Raw genomic sequence first — 18,861 nt, 5'->3', positions numbered from 1 at the left:
TGCAATTTTTTACATTTTGTTTTATTAAGGAAATGTCGTGCCGTATCAATTTATCAGTCAAGCCAAATTGCCGACCGCTCATGGAGGGTTTGACATTCATGTGTTTGAAAATGAAGAAAAACAAGAACACGTCATGCTCACAGTGGGGCTACCTACGGACGATAAAATTCCACTTGTACGGATTCATTCTGAGTGCTTGACAGGCGATGCGTTTAGCTCACTAAAATGCGATTGCGGTCCACAGTTAAACGCCACCATGCAGATGATACAGGCATATGGCTGTGGAGCGATTTTGTACCTACGCCAAGAAGGACGTGGCATTGGACTGGTGAATAAAATCCGTGCCTACGCGCTACAAGACCAAGGACATGATACGCTAGATGCCAATTTGTTGCTAGGCTTGCCTGCCGATGCTCGTACTTATGAAATGTGCCGTCCGATGCTGAACCACGTTGGGGTAAACCAAGTCAAATTAATCACCAACAATCCCAATAAAATGAATTATTTAAATGAAATTGGTGTGAAAGTGGTAGAGAGAGTGCCGTTACTGGTGGGGGTAAATGACTTTAATCAAGATTATCTCAATACCAAAAAACAACGTATGGGACATTTGATTTAATTTTAAACTTAAATTTAACAAATATTAAAAGTAAAACCCCAAAATCGTAAATTTTGGGGTTTTTTGTGCTTTTTAAAAAAGCATTACACTCTTTCAATAATCGTAGCAATGCCTTGACCTAAACCAATACACATGGTAGCAAGACCGATTTGAGTGTCTTGTTGTTCCATGACGTTTAGTAAGGTCGTGGTAATTCTTGCCCCAGAACAGCCTAATGGGTGTCCAAGTGCAATCGCACCGCCGTTTAGGTTAATGATGTCTTGCTTATCGCTGATGTTTAAGCCTTTCATCACCGATAGACCTTGGGCAGCAAAGGCTTCGTTTAATTCAATGGTTTGAATATCGTCCATACTCATGCCCGCACGTTTTAACGCTTTTTGGGTGGCTGGTACAGGTCCATAGCCCATAATCGCAGCATCACAGCCTGCGATTGCCATACCACGAATTCTAGCTCGTGGTTTTAACCCTAAGTCTTTGGCTTTTTGAGCTGACATGATAAGCATCGCACACGCACCGTCCGACAAGGCAGATGCGGTGCCTGCAGTAACAGTACCACCTTTTGGATCAAACACAGGTTTTAGGGCTTGGAAGGCTTCCAAATTAGCATCAGGGCGAATCACTTCATCTACGGTGCAAAGTTGTAAATTGCCGTTTTCATCGTGACCTTCTACGCCCACAATTTCATTATCAAAACGACCATTGACGGTTGCGTCCCACGCACGTTTGTGCGATTGCACGCCAAAGGCATCTTGCTCTTCACGGGTAATACCATTCATACGACCGAGCATTTCGGCAGTTAAGCCCATCATGTTGGACGCTTTGGCATAATGTTTTGATGCTTGTGGATTTAAATCCACACCGTGCATCATATTGACGTGCCCCATATGTTCCACACCACCGATGATAAACACATCACCTTGATTGGTCATGATTTGAGCCGCTGCTGTGTGCAGGGCTTGCATGGACGAACCACACAGACGATTGACCGTTTGTCCGCCTGCTGTTTTTGGGATGCCAGCAAGTAGTCCAATATGGCGAGCGATATTCCAGCCTTGTTCAAGCGTTTGGTTTACCGCACCCCACACCACGTCTTCTACCAGATTTAGGTCAAATTCGTTGCGTTTTAACAGTTGGCGAACGACTTCAGCAGATAGATTGTCCGCACGCACGTTACGAAACATACCATTTTTGGATTTGCCCATCGCAGAGCGTACACCGTCCACAATGACGACATCTTTTGGGTTTAGAGTTGTCATAAGTTTTTCCTTAAAAATTTTGTCAATTTAGTCTTTTTATTGATTGATAGTAGGGCGGGTTCTACCCACCACGTTAAAATCCGATATTTTGATGGGATTAACTTACGCTACATTTTTTTATCAATCAATTTTAATTAATAAAACGACTTACCGTTTTCCGCCATTTCTCTTAACATTTGTGGTGCTTCATACGCCTTGCCAAGTTGGGCGTATTTGTTGCACAATGCCACATAATTTGCCACACCAACTTGGTCAATATAACGGCATGGTCCACCACGGAACGGCGGAAAACCAATCCCCATAATCATCGCCATGTCCGCTTCTGACGGGGTTGCCACGATATTGTCTTCTAAACAACGCACCGTTTCGTTGCACAGGGCTAACATCATGCGGTCAATGATTTCTTGGTCGTCAAAGGCTTTTGGCTCGCTTACCACTGTCTTTAACACGTCAAGCGTGGCAGGGTCAGTTTTTTTGGCAGGTTTTCCTTTTTTGTCAAGCTCGTATTTATAAAAGCCCACGCCATTTTTTTGACCCAAACGGCTCGCTTCAAACAGTGCTTGAATACTGCCTTTATAATCAGGTTTCATGCGGTCTGGGAAACCTTCTGCCATCACGTCCGCCCCATGCACACCTGTGTCAAGACCGACGACGTCAATCAGATACGCAGGACCCATCGGCCAGCCAAATTTTTCCATGGTCTTGTCAATTTGGGTAAAATCCGCACCGTCTTTTAACAACAAATCAAACGCCCCAAAATATGGGAACAACACACGGTTTACCAAAAATCCGGGGCAATCATTGACCACAACAGGCACTTTACCCATTTTTTCGGCTAAGGCAACGGTGGTCGCTATCGCCTGCTCGCTTGATTTTTCACCACGGATAACTTCAACCAGTGGCATTTTATGCACAGGGTTAAAAAAGTGCATACCGACAAAATTTTCTGGGCGTTTTAGGGACTTAGCAAGATACGTAATTGAAATCGTTGAGGTATTTGATGCCAAAATACAATCATCTTTGACCAAATCTTCCACTTCTGCCAATACGGCGGTTTTGATTTTTGGATTTTCAACCACTGCTTCAATCACGATATCGGTAGAACCAAAGTCGCCATAATTTAAGGTTGGGCGGATACGGCTTAAGGTTTCGCCCATTTTGGCAGGGGTTGAACGCCCTTGTTCCACTTGTTTTGATAACAATTTACTCGCTTCGTTCATGCCAAGTTCAAGCTGTTCTGCCTTGATGTCTTTCATGATAATCGGCAAGCCTTTTGAAGCCGATTGATAAGCGATACCACCACCCATAATCCCTGCACCAAGTACGGCGGCTTCTTTGATATCGTGGGCATTTTGGCTATGTTTTTTGGCAAGCTTTTTGACCACTTGGTCGTTTAAAAATAAACCAACCAACGCCGTTGCTTGTGGGGTTTTGGCAGCTTTAGCAAAACCTTTAGCTTCTACCAATAACGCCTCATCACGTGGCAGAGTGGCGTGTTTTTCAATTGCATCTAACGCAATTTTTGGGGCTGGGTATTGAGCAGGATTTGCTTTACTTAGTAGCACGCCTTTGGCTGAGTTAAACGCCATGGCCTGTTCAAGTGGATTGAGTTTAACAGGGTTTAGTTTTTCTTGAACCCGAGCTTGCCAATCTAACTCACCTTTGATACATTTTTTCACGGTGTCAATTGCGGATTGCTCAAGGTTTTCTGCTGATACTATTGCATCTACCAAGCCGATTTTTAACGCATCATTAGGTTTTAACGGTTTGGCATTGGCAATAATTTCTAGGGCATTATCCACACCAATCAAGCGTGGCGTCCGCACAGAACCGCCAAAACCCGGGAAAATACCAAGGCTAACCTCTGGCAAACCGATGCTCGCTGTCTGGCTAATCACCCGATAATCGCACACCAATGTCATTTCACAACCACCGCCCAATGCTGGACCATTAATGGCACACACTTTTGGAAATGGCAAATCTTCAAAACGGTTAAAGACTTTGTTAATCTCCACAATCCATTGTTCAATTTCGTGTTCGTCTTGGTTAAAATAACCAACAAATTCGGTAATATCTGCCCCTGCGATAAATACTTTTTTACCAGAAGTCACGATTAAGCCTTTGATATCGCTTGTATTTTCTAGAACGGTTACTGCTTCGGCAAATGCTTCATTGGTGGCTTTGTCAAATTTATTGACGCTTTCGGTTTGGTTATCAAAATGAAATTTGACAATACCGTCATCAAGGCGTGATACCGTGATGCTATTTGATTGATAGAGTGTTTGGCTCATATCCTTAGTCCTTTTTTTGGTTACAGTTAAAAAATAAATTCGCTATAGTTTAGGTTATTTTTGGGATAAATTGGGCAATGTCAAATGACTGATAAGTCATCTTTTTTTATTTGTGTAATGACCGCTCTCTAATCGCTACCAAACTATCATCTACCAATAATTCACCGTTTAAAAACACATCTTGCAACAGATTATTTTGTTCAGCAAGCTCATCTTCACGCACCGTCATATAACTGCCCTGATGACGCACCAATGCCAACCGCCCACGTTTGCTACGTTTGCTCACGCTGGTAATTGGGTCTTTGTAGACATCTCGCCAATAGCCATCGACTCTGGCACTACTGGTTTTCATCGCCCAGCCAAGCGTATCACGGTTCACCTGTTGCAGTAGCCCACCACCCATACCAAAGCTAATATTATCAAGGCTAAATCCTGCGTCTAACACCGCATCAATGATTTTGCCGATACTGCTTGGATTGATACCATCACCTTGAATCAGTCGGATATAATTTGGCAATACTTTATAGCCTTTGCTATTGATTGTCGTGCCAAATTTGACCGCAAGCCGTTGCAGGGCTTCACGCACCACCTTAATCGGGTCGCCACTGTCAGGGCGAATGACGAGCGTACCCCCCATGCTTTCAATCTGCGATTTTAACTCATTGCCCCAAATATTATCAATTGCTTTCCACAAGTCATAACTATCGCTCACCACCGCAACCGTCTGCCCTTGTCCGCCAAACTGCTTTAACATATTGGCATAGGCATCGGCTTCAAACTCACGCCCCCACGCCGTCATGGTGCTGTGTTCAGCAGCAGGAATGGAAAAGCCCGCCAAGGTGTCATTCATGCCGTACCAACGACTGCCTGCCACCAAGGCACTCACCGTATCCGTTCCCAAAAAATTGACCAAATGTGCCAAACCGCCCAAGCCTGCCGACTCAAGACTAGACACGCCCCTTGCCCCAAAATCATGCAATTTAAAAGGCAAACTATCCAAGTTATCTGCCGATTTTTCTAAACTTGCCTTAATAACTTGTTTACAATAATAAGATAAACTTGCCACCGTGGATGGATACCAAATCGCTCGCAACAGCGATGTTTCTATATAGCTGGTTAGCCAATAAAATTCTAGGTCAGTATTCACCACTTGGCATAGCACCTGCCCTGTGGGGATAACCATACCCTCAGGCACGGCTTGGATACGCAGGGGCAAAAATCCGCCATGCTTATCAATCAAACGTTGCCAACCTTGCTCGTTAAACGGTACGCCGTGGGCTTGAAAAATAATTTTTGCTTCGTCAATATCGGCTTGACAAATCGGTTTGGTTAAATATTCTTTGATAAAAGCCTGCAAGCCAAAAAATAGTACATTTTCAAAGCTATTTTGTCCGCCACGAGCCTCAATATAGCTAGAAACATACTCGGTATTGGGTGGATACTGTCGCCAATGCGATGTTTTGTAGCTGTCGGTGTTTAAAATAAAGTTATGAAAATTTGAACTAAACATACAGAACTCCTCTGTTGTAAAAAACCAAACCGTCTATCGGCTTGGGGTTGATGAAATATCCGCTAAAAACTCTCGTTAAACTTAAAGCATTCTGATTAAAAAACAACCAATTAATCTTGGCAATATCAATACTAAATCCAAAACATGAAAACAAAAATCAAAAAAATAGTCATCATAATTTTTTGTCACTTTTGTATTGGTGTTCATCAACTTTTTTTGGCTATCAGACATGGTTTTTCCCTAAAAATTGTCTATAAACCAACCATTTTACAAATAATCGCATAATGGTCTTCAAAAATTTTATCCGCTTGCAACTGTGCCAACGGCAACCAAAACGCCCGCACCGCATCATCACCGCCTTTGACAGGTGGCAAACCTTTTGGGTCATTTTTTAACACAAAATAAAACGCCTGCGTAATCGTACGCCCACGAGCCGAACGATAAGGGTCGTCAAACGTATGCTGACTATGGCGAGAACCACGCAATACAGGGTCTGGCACTTTTAGGCGAGTTTCTTCACGCAATTCACGGATACACGCATCAAACAAAGTTTCTTTTGGATCAACAAATCCGCCCGGTAACGCCCACAGCCCTTGTCCTGGCATACCACGCCGTTCCACCAGCAAAATATGCCCAGACTGCACCACCACCGCATCAACCGTCATAAAAGTCGGTGGATATGGGGCGTTATCCCATTGTTTTTTATATTTGTCAATAAAACCTGCTTCTTTGTGCAAACGCTCAAATTCTGCCGTTTGCTTAAACGCACGCATCACCGCCACGGTGGATTCTGGCACTAAATCCACGAGTGGGTCAGCCCCAAGCAAAAACCCTTCACGAATCGGCGTGGCGGATAAATTGTGAAAATTTGGCACAGCGACCGATTGCCAATTTGGAAACAACGATAAATAATAAGACGAACTATCTTTAGAATGCCCAATCAACCCAATATTTGCTGACAAATCACCTGTGACCGACTTCACGCATTGCTGTACATATTGCAACCAGCGAGTATCGTTATATAACACATCATCTAACGCCACACAATGAATACGCTTGGCTTCTGCAGATGAAAACGCTCCCAAAATCATCGACTGACGCTCGCTAAAACTAAAGCTATTACGCGTGCTTCTGGGTAAATTTGCCGAACCGATTAAAATAATCACATGTTTGGCGAGTTTTAACGCTTCATCCACCACCGATTTATGCCCAAGGTGAAACGGCTGAAAACGCCCAATAAACACCAAATAATCATAGGCATAACCATCTGTGTTAGTAGCTTTGGTAAAATGATTGGTAGCTAAATCGTTATCATCAACAGCAAAAATTTGGTCAGTCATTGCAAGCTCCTTGCAGAAAAAAGCCACTTCGGTCTATCCAAAGTGATAGGGTGGAAAATATTAATGAAAAATATTAAAAGGTTGTCAAGTATATTGCTCAGTTTTCAACAAAAAATCAAGCGATTTTTTGTGGTTGTTTTTTTAACTTTATTTTAAGGCATAATTTGACAAAATTTGCTTGATAAATCTTTTTTCAATGCCATAATATAAGCATAAACTTGAGTATTCTGCTCAACTTTTCATTTTATCGTTAAAAACATTCAAAACACCGAGAACTCGCATGACAACTGAACAAACCACCGAAGCGGACATCACCGAAAAAACCACCAATATCAAAATCACCGATTCTGCTCAACAATACTTAACAGAGTTATTAGCCAAACAAGAAACGGACGGTATCGGCGTGCGGATTTTTGTGGAACACGCAGGCACGCCACGGGCGGAATGCTGTATGTCTTATAGCCAGCCTGACGAGCATAATCCTGATGATTTAAAATTGGATTACCCAGCGTTTTCGGCATATATTGACACGCCGTCTATTCCGTATTTGCAAGATGCGGTGATTGACTACAACAAAGACCGTTTTGGTGGACAATTAACTTTTAGAGCCCCCAATTCAAAAGTGCCACAAGTTGGCGAAAATGCAAGCCTTGAAGAGCGTATCAACTACGTGCTACAAGCGGAAGTCAACCCAAACCTTGCATCGCATGGCGGTAATGTGCAACTGGTTGATTTGATTGAAGAAGAAGGCGTTGGCGTCACCGCTGTGTTAAAATTTGGCGGTGGTTGCCAAGGTTGCTCCGCAGTGGATATGACCTTAAAACAAGGCGTCGAAGTTACCCTAAAACAACAAATTCCTGAACTCACCCAAGTGGTTGACGAAACTGACCATAGTTATAAAGCCAATGCGTTTTATAAATAAACCTTCATTTAAACAGTAAAAAAGGTAACGTAATCAATATGTTACCTTTGTAGTTTTTTAAAAAAACTAAAAACTATTTCAAATATTCGAATCCATATTTCACAAAGATTTGTTTGGCATCACTCGTTTGTAAAAACTGATAATAGCGTTTGGCATCGGTATTTTTATCATTGATAAGTCCGACAGGATAGATGATTGGCGTGTGCGTGGTGAGCGGGAATGTGCCGACTACTTTCACATTTTTGGCAATTTTGGCATCGGTGGCGTACACGATACCCAGTCCGCATTCGCCCCTATCCACAAAGTTTAACGCCGACCGTACATCTGAGGTGCCGACAATACGAGATTGTACATCACCCCACCAGTTTAGGTTTTTCATCGCAGTTTTGGCATATTTGCCGACAGGGACAGAGTCGGTGTTACCTGTGCAAAGTTTGCCTGTGAATTGGTTGGTAAGGGTTGGGGCTTTTAGGTTAATGGTTTGGATTGGGCTAGATTTTGGGGCGATAATTACCAAACGATTACCGACTAAATGGGTAAGATTTGCTGATTTTACCAAATTTTTGTTTTGTAAATGTGTCATCCATGCGATGTCTGCAGATAGATAAACGTCTGCTTTTGCCCCATTTTGGATTTGTTTGCCAAGGGTTGATGATGCGGAAAAAGATGATTTTACGTGCGTGCCGTATTTTTTTTGGTAAAGCTTGTTCACGTCACTCATGGCATCAGTTAGACTTGTGGCAGCGTACACGGTAACGTCGGCGTGGGCGGTTAAGGTGGAAAGGGAAAAAAATGCAAGGACGGTTAAGGCAATTTTTGATAAAGCTTTCATATTTTTCCTTTAAAATCAGTTTGATAAAATTGTTTTGATTATAAGCAATTTCATCGCAAAAAACGATACTCCTAAAGTGGGTAAAATCAGGCGATTTGTTATGATGGCTTGGGAATGCTGATTAATCAAGGGGCGTTAAGTTTTGAATTGTGGACTGGGGAAAGCGTTGTGTTGGATAGAATAGAATTTTTAAGCGTTTAAATGTAGTAGAGAAGTTAATCTTTCTACTATATTATGTTAGTTGATACCAAATTTACAGTTCCCTAATGTGATGCAGGTTCTCTTGAATATAATCTTTAATTGCCAATCTTGCATTGCTATCTACGCCAATATGCACTAGGTACTCATCAATATCGGCTGGTAACAAGTTAATATTCTGTAAATCCGTACCATACAAGCTATTGGCAAGTAAAGCCATATTGGTAATCGCTTCTTGGCTATCACCTTTTTCTAAAGCATTAATTAGCTTTTCTATATATTTTACCCGTTTTTGTGTCCATTGCACACCACCTTGTCCATTTTTAAAAAAGTGAATATTACCAAATTTATCCACACTGACGCTGTTTTGGCTGACTTTAAAAGTATCACCATCTTTTTCAAGGCTAAAATTCATCTCACCAACATTGACACCCACACTACAATGGGTGGGGCAATAGGCATAACGAGCATAATATTTTTTGCCTGCAATATTATCCGCTTTTAACGCCCCATTACCAAAGACCAATTTTTGACCAATGCTTGGATTGTTAGTTTGTAATTTGGTTGTTGGGGTTTGAATGCTTGGTGTTGTAGGCGTTGGCGTTGATTTTGTAGCACCACCGTCCGAGCCACCACCACAAGCTGTAAGTAGTATTGAGCTGATTGAAAGAGCAAGCAATTTTTTCATACGAAAATCCTTGTGAAATGTTAAAAATGTAAAAGTTTTCATATTCCAATATTGATTGATAAAATTTTCAATAAAAATTTGAATAATTTTCTGTTAATTTATTGATATGAAAAATGACCCAGCCCAAAACATCAAAACTGAATTTAGCCAACGGCTAAAAATCGCACTCAATAATTGCGATATCAGCCCAAGCCCGACCGCCCTGCGTAATGCCTTTAACGAGCGATATGACGGCAAACCCATTAGTATCCAAACAGCGAGTAACTGGCTATCAGGCGTGGCTATCCCTAGCCAAGATAAATTGCAAGTGTTGGCAAATTGGCTTTCTGTGGATAGCCAATGGCTACGCTTTGGCGATAACACCAAGCCAGTCATGTTAGGGGCGATTGGCGACCAAGCCTTGCTTATTAAAGGTTTTGCTTTATTAAGCCCTACGCATCAAAAAATTGTGATGGATTTGGTAACATCGCTTTTACCAAAGAAAGAATGAATATTAATACTTGAAACCGCCCCCAATTTCCCCCATTAAACAGCTATCTTTTCCCATTTTAGCAAAATAAGAAGTACACCATGGCACAGCACGAGTTTATCAAAATCCGTGGGGCAAAAACCCATAACCTAAAAAACATTGACCTTGACATTCCACGAGATAAACTGGTGGTTATCACAGGGCTTTCAGGCTCTGGCAAATCATCCCTTGCCTTTGATACCCTGTATGCCGAAGGGCAACGCCGTTATGTAGAAAGCCTGTCCGCCTATGCACGCCAATTTTTGTCGCAAATGGATAAACCTGATGTGGATAGCATTGACGGTTTATCCCCTGCCATTGCCATTGAACAAAAATCTACCAATCATAACCCACGCTCTACCGTTGGCACGATTACCGAGATTTATGATTATTTGCGTTTGCTTTATGCTCGTGTGGGAACGCCCTTTTGTCCAGAACACCATTTACCAATGGTCGCCCAAACCGTTACCGAAATGGTGGATACGGTTATGGCATTGCCCACCGATACCAAATTGATGATTTTGGCTCGTGTGATTGACGACCGAAAAGGCGAACATTTGGCGGTGATTGAACAGTTACAAAGTCAAGGTTTTACCAAGTTGCGAGTGGACGGCACGGTGTACGACATTGACGAAGTGCCAGCCCTTGCCAAAACCTTTAAACATACTATTGATGTGGTGATTGACCGTTTTAAAGTGCGTGATGACTTGGGTAATCGTGTGGCAGAAAGTTTGGAGACAGCTCTGAATTTGGGTAACGATATTGCGATTTTGCATTTTATGGACGGTGAACGAGATGAGCAAGTTTTGTCCGCCAAACACGCCTGCCCTGCTTGCGACCGTGCGGTTGCTGAACTTGAGCCAAAGTTATTTAGTTTTAATAATCCGCATGGGGCTTGTCCTGTGTGCGATGGTTTGGGAAAACGCCAATATTTTTCAGCAGAAAAATTGATTAGCCACCCTGAAAAATCGCTCAATCAAGGGGCAATCACAGGTTGGGATAAACGCCATGCTTATTATTTCGGGCTTTTGCAAACCGTTGCCGAGTTTTATAAAATTGACATGGATATGGCATGGCAAGATTTACCAAAAAAACAACAACAAATTATTTTAAATGGCTCTGGCAAGGATAAAATGACCTTTAATTTTGTGGACGAACGTGGGCGAAAATCCACCAAAACTGTGGCGTTTGAAGGTGTATTGCCCTATATGCAACGCCGTTATCAGTCCACGCAAAGCAACCTTGTGCGTGATGAATTGGCAAAATATCTAGCGGACGTAACCTGCGACAGTTGTCATGGCTCACGCTTGAACGAAATCGCTCGTCATGTACAAATTGACAATACCACCATTTTTGACATTGTGCAAAAGTCCATTGGCGATGCTCAAACTTATTATCAATCGTTAAAATTGCACGGAGCAAAGGGCGAAATTGCCGATAAAATTATCAAGGAAATCCGTGAACGTTTAGAATTTTTAGTCAGTGTGGGCTTGGATTATTTGACATTGGCTCGTTCTGCCGAAACCTTGTCAGGCGGTGAAGCCCAACGTATCCGCCTAGCCAGTCAGATTGGTGCAGGCTTGATGGGCGTGATGTATGTGCTTGATGAGCCGTCAATCGGCTTGCACCAACGAGACAATGACCGACTTTTGCAGACTTTGACACGTTTGCGAGATTTGGGCAATACGGTGATTGTGGTAGAGCATGATGAAGATGCGATTCGCCTTGCTGACCATATCATTGACATTGGCGTGGGGGCTGGCGTGCATGGCGGAAGCGTGATTGCACAAGGCACAGCGGACGAGATTGCCAAAAATAAAAACTCTTTAACAGGTCAATATTTATCAGGCAAACAAAAAATTGCTGTGCCAAAGGTGCGTCATCAAGCCCAAAAAGACGACAAAGGTCAGCCAAAAATGCTCACTTTGACTGGGGCAAGTGGCAATAATCTCAAAAATGTTACCTTAAAATTGCCGATTGGCATTTTGACTTGTGTTACTGGCGTGTCAGGCTCTGGCAAATCTACCTTGATTAACCGAACCCTGTTGCCACTTGCCACCACGCAACTCAACAATGCCACCACCCACGTTGCGGAAAAATTTGACAGTATCACAGGATTAGAACATCTTGATAAAGTGGTGGACATTGACCAAAGCCCAATCGGTCGCACGCCACGTTCTAACCCTGCCACTTATACAGGCGTGTTTACCAATATTCGTGATTTGTTCGCCCAAACGCCTGATGCCAAAGCTCGTGGCTATCAGGCAGGGCGTTTTAGTTTTAACGTCAAAGGCGGACGTTGCGAAACTTGTCAAGGCGATGGCTTAATCAAGGTAGAAATGCACTTTTTGCCTGATATGTATGTGCCATGCGATGCCTGTCAGGGCAAACGCTATAACCGTGAAACGCTAGAAATCCGTTATAAAGGTAAAAATATCAATGAGATACTAAACATGACGGTGGAAGATGCGACCGCGTTTTTTGAAGCCATTCCGTCCATTCACCGCAAATTACAGGCGTTAATGGACGTGGGGCTAAGCTATATCACGCTAGGACAATCTGCCCCAACCCTATCAGGTGGCGAAGCCCAACGGGTTAAATTGGCAAAAGAACTGTCAAAACGGGATACAGGACAAACCTTATATATTTTGGACGAGCCAACCACAGGGCTACATTTTCATGATATTGCCAAACTGCTGGATATTTTGCACACTTTGCGAGATAAAGGCAATACAGTGGTAGTGATTGAGCATAATTTGGACGTGATAAAAACAGCGGATTGGATTGTGGATTTGGGTTATGAAGGCGGCAGTGGCGGTGGTGAAATTGTTGCCGAAGGCACGCCTGAAGAAGTCGCTAAAGACAAAAAATCGCATACTGGGCGGTTTTTAAAGCCGATGTTAAAATAATTTTAACTCAATATTAATCGTATCAAGACGCACTAATTTTAGTGCGTTTTTTATTTTATATAGTTTTGCTTTTTTAACTGAACAATCAAATCTTGAATATCCAACTCCAATGCCTGACAATAAACAGATAACTCAAAAATATCCAATCGCCTATCACCTGTTTCTACTTTACCCACAAAAGAATACACTACATCCAACTTAGTAGCTAAGGCTCTTTGGCTAAGGTTAAGTTCTAACCGCCGATTAATCAACAAGGTTCTAAGGGCTAAATGTTCTTGGGAATGTACGGATAATCGTAAATTTTTCATTGCAATAATTATAGAGATATTATATAATGCACCTGTTTTAGGTGCAAAATAGGGGCAAAAAGATGTATCCCGATGTAATCAAAAATTTAGATTTAGACCCCATTATTGTGAAAGCAATGGATAGCGAAGAAGGCTATGGGTGGACTTTAGAGTTTGCTCAGCAAATCGCTGAAGAATATAAAAAATACTTAACCTTATGTTTAGATTATACAAATAAAGCCATCGTCCCTGCAAAAATGATTGATGATTTTTGGCATTTACATATCCTTGATACACAAAAATATGCTGAAGATTGTCAAATAATTTTTGGGTATTTTTTACATCATTTCCCATATTTTGGGATGCGTGGCGAAGAAGATGCAAAAAATTTATCAAATGCTTGGGAAGAAACTTGTAATTTATACAAGAATCGCTTTGGTTCATTAAGTGAGTTATGGGTTGGCTCTGCACGTTGCCCAAATTGTGGAAGACGTTCACCAACAAATACAACAATGTATGCAATGGATATCAGACCTACATTAAGAGTTGCATAAGCATAATTATTTCATTAACACCTAAAATAAAAGCATAACCCCAAGTTATGCTTTTTTATTTACAACCCCCTATAAAATCAGTACAATAAATCCCCTTTTTCACAAACCAACTCCCAAATGTTTACAAAAGATGATAAGCGTCCGATGTTGCCAAAAAATGTAATTTTATAATTTTACAAAAGATAATCATGTATCCCAACCAATCAAAAGCTTCATTACTACCTTATCTATTATGTTTTTGTCTATTAGATATTGTATTTTCAATTTTAATTGCGGTTTTCGTGAATAAATCTGTTGGTATATTGGTCAGCTCAATGGCAAGTGCGTTTATAAACATCACATTTATTTTTTAGACAACAAAACAGATTTTTCAATCAGTCTGAGCGACTGATGTTATCTTTTTTCAATATGTTGATTGTTTTTGTAGCATCGTTTACAATCATCTATTTTTTAATGCCAAATCAAGCTAAAATAGTTATATCCGCTTTCAAAACTGGTTTTTTTATTGGTGCGTTGATTGGTTTAAGTTTTTATAAACTTTTAGCAAATTTTTTATCAATTAAGCTTTATCATTACCTACTAAGCAGAGATAAGAATTATCATATTGATGAAAAGGGTTTTAATATATTGATGAAAAGGGTTTTAATACCAATCAAGTTAAGTTTTCTATTAATCGTCATGCCTATCATGAAGGACGCATGACTGAAGTTCCAATACAGTTAGCTGAACAATTAATAGAAACCCAACAAAGCTATATAATCAATTAAATGAAGGTAATAAAAGACGCTGGATAATTAACATAGGCGTTCTTTTAAGTGTTTTTATCATTGTAATTATCATGATTCAAATAGCTGCACAATTTAAATAATTTTTTGGAGTAAAAAATGTCAAACCAACTACCAGCTCCCATCCATTCCCCAGACGGCAACCCAAAAGTCGGCATCATCATGGGCTCTCAGTCCGACTGGGAAACCATGCAACATTCCGCCCAAATATTAGCCGATTTTGGCGTGGCATTTGAATGCGAAGTGGTGTCTGCCCACCGCACGCCTGATCGCCTGTTTGAGTATGCCAAATCTGCCAAAACGCGTGGCTTGTCGGTCATCATCGCAGGGGCAGGCGGAGCGGCACATTTACCGGGGATGTGTGCTTCACAGACCGATTTACCTGTGCTTGGTGTGCCTGTTAAATCATCCATGCTAAGCGGTTGGGATAGCCTGTTATCCATTGTGCAAATGCCCAAAGGGGTAGCGGTTGGTACACTTGCGATTGGGACGGCGGGAGCGTTTAATGCAGGTCTGTTGGCGGTGCAAATGCTGGCGATTAACGATGCAACCTTGGGTGACAAAGTTGCTGAATTCCGTGCCAAACAAACGCAAACTATCTTGGATAACCCTATTCCCGGCGTTATGAATTGATTGCCCCTAAATTGATAAAATGATTGACAAATCCATGAGAGCATAGGGCTTTTGTGGGTGGTTTTTCTTGATAAAATCATCAAAGGTCATGGTATTTTTTTGGGTTAAATTGGGATTGTCTTTTTGGACAAAGACAAAAAACAAATTCGCCATGATTGAGTTTCCATTCACATATCACGCCATTTTTTAAATAATCTTAATTTTATCAATAATCATCATCAATACGCACCGTATATTTATTATCGCTTACCGTATAAAGAATAAAAGCAATTATTCGCCCAATAGTTACCATTGACCGAGATAAGCTCCAAATTTTTCGGCACACCAATCAATTCAAATTCAAACGCATAGTAAGAATTAGGATTTGAATTGGCGATGGGGGTGGTTATTTGTACCAATTCATCATGGCTTTTGATATTTTCGGGTAAATGATGAATTTTGATAAAAGTTTGGGCAACGGTAATATTAGAACATAAAACCGTACTTATTAAAGCGAATAACATTAACTTTTTCATCACGGTTTCCTTTTAAATCAGTTAAGCTGTGGTTTTATTGCCATTTTCATCATAGCAAATTTTTTGATAGCCTGCATCGCCAATACTGCCAAATGCCCCACAAACAGCAAAGCCATTAGTATAATCATAACTGATAAAACCTGTATAATTATCCAATGGCAAAATCATTTTTCCGTCCAAATTCATCACGCCCATTTGCTTATTTTGCTTGACAATAAAATAAAACTGCTCTTTATGACGAGTTGAAAAATTTATATTATCATAATAAGCACTCATTTCGCCTGTCGGTTTGATAAGCGTGTATTGCCCCATATCTTTTTTGGCGATGGCATAATGGGTGTTCGGGCAATAGGTCAAATGATGCCCTTTAATTTTTGGGAATTTATCACAGTCGGCAACGGCTTTTTCTCGCTCATTTTTAATTTCAGAGACGATGGACATACAGCCTGATAAATTGGCAAAAGCGATTAAGGCTATGGTAGATAAAGTAAGTTTTTTCATTAAAATTTCTCTTAAATGAATTGGCACACACCATTTAAAGATTTATTTTAAATGGTGTGTTTGGCATTTATTAGGATTTTTTGCTTGTATGAATTTTACAGGCATTAGGATTATTTTCTTCGGCTTGGCAAAGTTGCATTGCTTTTTGTTTGGCTTCATTGCAAGTTGCACCGCCATCAGCATACATCATCTCGCCTACTTTGGCGATGGCGATACAGCCATTTGTCATAGAATGAGCCATTCTGCAAGGGCTACGGCGACTGCTTTGCTCGCATTGACCAAGCGTAAGCTTGTCTTGTATTGTCCAATCATTTTCGGTGGGTGTATCAGACAGTGTAATCATGATGCTATTATCAAAAAATGGCTTGTTGTCTTTTGTCCAAGCAAGCCCAATGTATTTATGCTGTGTACCACTATAACCACCAGAATTAGCATTACCATAACCGCCAGAATTACCATAACCATAACCGCCATTATAGGTATTACCTGAATATCCTTGATTACCACAACGCCCAGAACCACTGTCTTGGCACGCCAAAGCCGATTGACTAAACAACATATTTGCCCCTACGATAACTAGGGCGGTGGCAGAAAGTTTTAAAATTTTCATAAATTTTTCCTTTTAAAGTTAAGATTAAATCCTAATGTGTGTACAACGCACCATTTTTGTCTTAGGTTTTTAATGGTGCGTATTACGCACCTTACTTTTTTGGGCGAATAAAAATAAACACTTTCGCCCAATTTTTTTTAATGAATTAGACTTAAAAAATTAAGACTTTCTGGTTTTGTAAATTTTACAAGCATTAGGATTGCTATCGTAGGCTTGGCAAAGTTGCATTGCTTTTTGTTTGGCTTCATTGCAAGTTGCACCGCCGTCGCTATACATCACCTCACCAACTTTGGCGATGGCGATACAGCCATTTATCCACGAGGTGGCAAATTTGCAAGGGCTACGGCGACTGCTTTTATTGCATTCATATAGTGTGTCAGCATCACTTTGTTTAAAATGGTTTTCTGTAAAGCCATAGTTAGTACGATATTGTGCATTATAAAAGAATGGTTTACCGTCTTTTGTCCACGCAAGCCCCAAATACTTGTCAATATAACCACCGCTATAGCCACCGCCAGAATTGCCATAACCGCCATAATATGCACTATTATCACGATTTCCTGTCCAGCCAACATTGCCACAACGCCCAGAACCACCGTCTTGGCACGCCAAAGCCGATTGGCTTAATAACATATTTGCCCCTGCGATGATTAGGGCGGTGGCGGAGAGTTTTAAAATTTTCATAAATTTTTCCTTTTAAAGTTAAGATTAAATCCTAAGGTGTGTACAACGCACCGTTTTAGTTTTTGGCTTAAAAATTAGTTTGGTGTACCATAATTTTCAAGCTCATCAACTTTAATTTGTTTGGGATTGCACAAAATGGTTTTTGAATTGGGTTTGTCTTGATTGACAATGATCCCTGCTTCTTTTTTAGGCTCTGAGAATTCTTTACTATTTTCGTCCAAATTAATCATACTAGAAAAGACGGTGTAGGTATTGCCTTTATAAGGCATTGTCCAATAATACCCACTTTCTGCCTTCCAAGCCCCTTCTGTGTAGTCAATTTTATGTTTGGCAATAGAAAAGTTAAGCTCGGTCTTTTTGCCCTTGCTAAACTCATAAGTAAATGAATTGCCATTATCTATAAGCTTAATTTGTTTGCCGTTTGTAGTATCGCACAAAAACACCGTTTCGGCAAAGGCAGGACTTGCGATTAAAGCAAGGGTTAAAGGTAAAATAAATTTTTTCATGGTTTTCTTTTAAGTAAATTAAAACTGAATTAAAAAACGACATTAAAATTTGATTAACTCATCATTCATAGCGTTTGTATATATTGTCTAGCTCGTTTTTGATGTCATTATTAAATTCATAGGCTCGGCAAAAGTCTTGTTTTAATTTTTGGTCTGTTTGGCTTTCGCATTCTTTTTTAAACTCGCTTAAATCCCGAGTTCTTAACTCATCATAATATTCTGCGGATTGACAGCCCAACTCATTGCCATTATTACAGGCTCGTTTTGCCCAGCCATAAGAATTGACGATATTTTGTTTTGATTTTGATAATATCGCATTGTCATCATCGGCTTTTTCGCCATTTTCGTCAATATCCGCCCCAAAGAAAAATAACATACCAGAAAACTGTGCCAAATACACTTGGGCGTGGCTATATCCCATTTCGGCAGATTTGATGATATGATGGACTGAGCCTTTTTTATTGGGATACAGTTTTTGATAAATGTCCGTAGGCAATTCGTCAGACAATTGCGATAATAAAAGATAAGCAGGAGCAAAGCCATTTTCACCAAGCTCTAATAACAAATCCACGCCTTTTTGAATATTGCTTTTGCTGTTAATATAATACATTGCCAAAGCCATTTTGGCGTGCGGTTGATTTAATTCGCTCGCCTTTTTATACCATGCTAAGGCGTCATCTTCGCTTAAATAATTGGCATAATTATTCATCGCA

General features: G+C 40.7%; 21 protein-coding genes. 7 read left to right on the top strand and 14 right to left on the bottom strand.

The genetic code is table 11. The features are described 5' to 3' along the window. Positions 1–37 precede the first annotated feature (37 nt). Positions 38–619, top strand: coding sequence for a GTP cyclohydrolase II (gene ribA, locus A3G3_RS0106520; RefSeq protein WP_019519737.1), 582 nt, complete (start codon positions 38–40; stop codon positions 617–619). A gap of 83 nt (positions 620–702) precedes the next feature. Here the strand turns inward: ribA and fadA are convergent, their stop codons facing one another. The 4 genes from fadA to A3G3_RS0106495 form a co-directional block, all read right to left on the bottom strand. Continuing rightward, entirely contained in the window at positions 703–1,875 is a 1,173-nt protein-coding gene (gene fadA, locus A3G3_RS0106515) for an acetyl-CoA C-acyltransferase FadA (RefSeq protein WP_019519736.1), read from the bottom strand. 134 nt (positions 1,876–2,009) lie between these two features. Then, complete coding sequence (gene fadB / locus A3G3_RS0106510; RefSeq protein WP_019519735.1) at positions 2,010–4,166, bottom strand: fatty acid oxidation complex subunit alpha FadB; 2,157 nt, start codon at positions 4,164–4,166, stop codon at positions 2,010–2,012. A gap of 106 nt (positions 4,167–4,272) precedes the next feature. Further along, positions 4,273–5,676 carry a nicotinate phosphoribosyltransferase gene (locus tag A3G3_RS0106505; RefSeq protein WP_019519734.1) on the bottom strand — a complete coding sequence of 468 codons (1,404 nt, stop codon included), beginning with the start codon at positions 5,674–5,676 and terminating at the stop codon, positions 4,273–4,275. A gap of 251 nt (positions 5,677–5,927) precedes the next feature. Further along, positions 5,928–7,016 (bottom strand): bifunctional nicotinamide-nucleotide adenylyltransferase/Nudix hydroxylase, encoded by a 1,089-nt coding sequence (locus tag A3G3_RS0106495; RefSeq protein ID WP_019519732.1) that lies wholly within the window; start codon positions 7,014–7,016, stop codon positions 5,928–5,930. Positions 7,017–7,296: 280 nt separating this feature from the next. Here A3G3_RS0106495 and nfuA point away from each other — a divergent pair, with 280 nt between their 5' ends. Next, entirely contained in the window at positions 7,297–7,938 is a 642-nt protein-coding gene (nfuA, locus tag A3G3_RS0106485; RefSeq protein ID WP_019519730.1) for a Fe-S biogenesis protein NfuA, read from the top strand. Between the two features lie 73 nt (positions 7,939–8,011). Here the strand turns inward: nfuA and modA are convergent, their stop codons facing one another. Continuing rightward, positions 8,012–8,770 carry a molybdate ABC transporter substrate-binding protein gene (gene modA, locus A3G3_RS0106480; RefSeq protein ID WP_019519729.1) on the bottom strand — a complete coding sequence of 253 codons (759 nt, stop codon included), beginning with the start codon at positions 8,768–8,770 and terminating at the stop codon, positions 8,012–8,014. 93 nt (positions 8,771–8,863) lie between these two features. On the opposite strand from modA, the gene A3G3_RS14925 reads away from it, so the two are divergent. Further along, a complete protein-coding gene (locus A3G3_RS14925; protein ID WP_407635255.1) occupies positions 8,864–8,971 on the top strand; it encodes a hypothetical protein in 108 nt (35 codons plus the stop codon). A gap of 52 nt (positions 8,972–9,023) precedes the next feature. On the opposite strand, the gene A3G3_RS0106475 is transcribed toward A3G3_RS14925, so the two are convergent. Beyond that, on the bottom strand, positions 9,024–9,656 hold the full coding sequence (locus A3G3_RS0106475) for a hypothetical protein (RefSeq protein ID WP_019519728.1): 633 nt from the start codon (positions 9,654–9,656) through the stop codon (positions 9,024–9,026). 106 nt (positions 9,657–9,762) lie between these two features. On the opposite strand from A3G3_RS0106475, the gene A3G3_RS0106470 reads away from it, so the two are divergent. Together A3G3_RS0106470 and uvrA are read left to right on the top strand one after the other, a co-directional pair. Then, positions 9,763–10,146 (top strand): transcriptional regulator, encoded by a 384-nt coding sequence (locus A3G3_RS0106470; protein ID WP_019519727.1) that lies wholly within the window; start codon positions 9,763–9,765, stop codon positions 10,144–10,146. 80 nt (positions 10,147–10,226) lie between these two features. After that, entirely contained in the window at positions 10,227–13,073 is a 2,847-nt protein-coding gene (gene uvrA, locus A3G3_RS0106465; protein WP_019519726.1) for an excinuclease ABC subunit UvrA, read from the top strand. A 50-nt stretch (positions 13,074–13,123) separates the two neighbouring features. Here uvrA and A3G3_RS0106460 read toward each other — a convergent pair whose 3' ends face one another. Further along, positions 13,124–13,381 (bottom strand): helix-turn-helix domain-containing protein, encoded by a 258-nt coding sequence (locus A3G3_RS0106460; RefSeq protein WP_019519725.1) that lies wholly within the window; start codon positions 13,379–13,381, stop codon positions 13,124–13,126. Positions 13,382–13,443: 62 nt separating this feature from the next. Here A3G3_RS0106460 and A3G3_RS0106455 point away from each other — a divergent pair, with 62 nt between their 5' ends. Together A3G3_RS0106455 and purE are read left to right on the top strand one after the other, a co-directional pair. Beyond that, the gene (locus A3G3_RS0106455) at positions 13,444–13,914 is read left to right on the top strand and encodes a glycine-rich domain-containing protein (protein ID WP_019519724.1); all 471 of its coding nucleotides are present in this window, start codon (positions 13,444–13,446) and stop codon (positions 13,912–13,914) included. Between the two features lie 884 nt (positions 13,915–14,798). Beyond that, positions 14,799–15,332 carry a 5-(carboxyamino)imidazole ribonucleotide mutase gene (purE, locus tag A3G3_RS0106445; RefSeq protein ID WP_019519722.1) on the top strand — a complete coding sequence of 178 codons (534 nt, stop codon included), beginning with the start codon at positions 14,799–14,801 and terminating at the stop codon, positions 15,330–15,332. A 6-nt stretch (positions 15,333–15,338) separates the two neighbouring features. Here purE and A3G3_RS14490 read toward each other — a convergent pair whose 3' ends face one another. From A3G3_RS14490 to A3G3_RS14605, 7 genes are all read right to left on the bottom strand, one after another. After that, positions 15,339–15,485, bottom strand: a complete 147-nt coding sequence (locus A3G3_RS14490) for a hypothetical protein (protein WP_019519721.1) — start codon at positions 15,483–15,485, stop codon at positions 15,339–15,341. Positions 15,486–15,571: 86 nt separating this feature from the next. Beyond that, positions 15,572–15,847 carry a hypothetical protein gene (locus tag A3G3_RS0106435; protein WP_019519720.1) on the bottom strand — a complete coding sequence of 92 codons (276 nt, stop codon included), beginning with the start codon at positions 15,845–15,847 and terminating at the stop codon, positions 15,572–15,574. 21 nt (positions 15,848–15,868) lie between these two features. Further along, positions 15,869–16,348 carry a hypothetical protein gene (locus tag A3G3_RS0106430; RefSeq protein ID WP_019519719.1) on the bottom strand — a complete coding sequence of 160 codons (480 nt, stop codon included), beginning with the start codon at positions 16,346–16,348 and terminating at the stop codon, positions 15,869–15,871. A 70-nt stretch (positions 16,349–16,418) separates the two neighbouring features. After that, positions 16,419–16,958 (bottom strand): DUF4189 domain-containing protein, encoded by a 540-nt coding sequence (locus A3G3_RS0106425; protein ID WP_019519718.1) that lies wholly within the window; start codon positions 16,956–16,958, stop codon positions 16,419–16,421. A gap of 159 nt (positions 16,959–17,117) precedes the next feature. Continuing rightward, entirely contained in the window at positions 17,118–17,642 is a 525-nt protein-coding gene (locus A3G3_RS0106420) for a DUF4189 domain-containing protein (protein WP_019519717.1), read from the bottom strand. Between the two features lie 74 nt (positions 17,643–17,716). Further along, on the bottom strand, positions 17,717–18,148 hold the full coding sequence (locus tag A3G3_RS0106415) for a hypothetical protein (RefSeq protein WP_019519716.1): 432 nt from the start codon (positions 18,146–18,148) through the stop codon (positions 17,717–17,719). Positions 18,149–18,209: 61 nt separating this feature from the next. Beyond that, positions 18,210–18,861 (bottom strand): SEL1-like repeat protein (locus A3G3_RS14605; protein WP_040631390.1); only part of this gene is annotated, 652 nt, incomplete at its 5' end.

Source organism: Moraxella boevrei DSM 14165 (assembly GCF_000379845.1).
GTDB lineage: Bacteria > Pseudomonadota > Gammaproteobacteria > Pseudomonadales > Moraxellaceae > Faucicola > Faucicola boevrei.
Note: the sequence above shows the minus strand (reverse complement) of the source record. Positions and strands in the feature narration are given on the sequence as shown.

Coding starts and splice junctions, on each gene's coding strand:
- fadA (WP_019519736.1), bottom strand. CDS start 1,875: ATGACAACTCTAAACCCAAAAGATGTCGTCATTGTGGACGGTGTACGC.
- fadB (WP_019519735.1), bottom strand. CDS start 4,166: ATGAGCCAAACACTCTATCAATCAAATAGCATCACGGTATCACGCCTT.
- A3G3_RS0106505 (WP_019519734.1), bottom strand. CDS start 5,676: ATGTTTAGTTCAAATTTTCATAACTTTATTTTAAACACCGACAGCTAC.
- A3G3_RS0106495 (WP_019519732.1), bottom strand. CDS start 7,016: ATGACTGACCAAATTTTTGCTGTTGATGATAACGATTTAGCTACCAAT.
- nfuA (WP_019519730.1), top strand. CDS start 7,297: ATGACAACTGAACAAACCACCGAAGCGGACATCACCGAAAAAACCACC.
- modA (WP_019519729.1), bottom strand. CDS start 8,770: ATGAAAGCTTTATCAAAAATTGCCTTAACCGTCCTTGCATTTTTTTCC.
- A3G3_RS0106475 (WP_019519728.1), bottom strand. CDS start 9,656: ATGAAAAAATTGCTTGCTCTTTCAATCAGCTCAATACTACTTACAGCT.
- A3G3_RS0106470 (WP_019519727.1), top strand. CDS start 9,763: ATGAAAAATGACCCAGCCCAAAACATCAAAACTGAATTTAGCCAACGG.
- uvrA (WP_019519726.1), top strand. CDS start 10,227: ATGGCACAGCACGAGTTTATCAAAATCCGTGGGGCAAAAACCCATAAC.
- A3G3_RS0106460 (WP_019519725.1), bottom strand. CDS start 13,381: ATGAAAAATTTACGATTATCCGTACATTCCCAAGAACATTTAGCCCTT.
- A3G3_RS0106455 (WP_019519724.1), top strand. CDS start 13,444: ATGTATCCCGATGTAATCAAAAATTTAGATTTAGACCCCATTATTGTG.
- purE (WP_019519722.1), top strand. CDS start 14,799: ATGTCAAACCAACTACCAGCTCCCATCCATTCCCCAGACGGCAACCCA.
- A3G3_RS14490 (WP_019519721.1), bottom strand. CDS start 15,485: ATGGCGAATTTGTTTTTTGTCTTTGTCCAAAAAGACAATCCCAATTTA.
- A3G3_RS0106435 (WP_019519720.1), bottom strand. CDS start 15,847: ATGAAAAAGTTAATGTTATTCGCTTTAATAAGTACGGTTTTATGTTCT.
- A3G3_RS0106430 (WP_019519719.1), bottom strand. CDS start 16,348: ATGAAAAAACTTACTTTATCTACCATAGCCTTAATCGCTTTTGCCAAT.
- A3G3_RS0106425 (WP_019519718.1), bottom strand. CDS start 16,958: ATGAAAATTTTAAAACTTTCTGCCACCGCCCTAGTTATCGTAGGGGCA.
- A3G3_RS0106420 (WP_019519717.1), bottom strand. CDS start 17,642: ATGAAAATTTTAAAACTCTCCGCCACCGCCCTAATCATCGCAGGGGCA.
- A3G3_RS0106415 (WP_019519716.1), bottom strand. CDS start 18,148: ATGAAAAAATTTATTTTACCTTTAACCCTTGCTTTAATCGCAAGTCCT.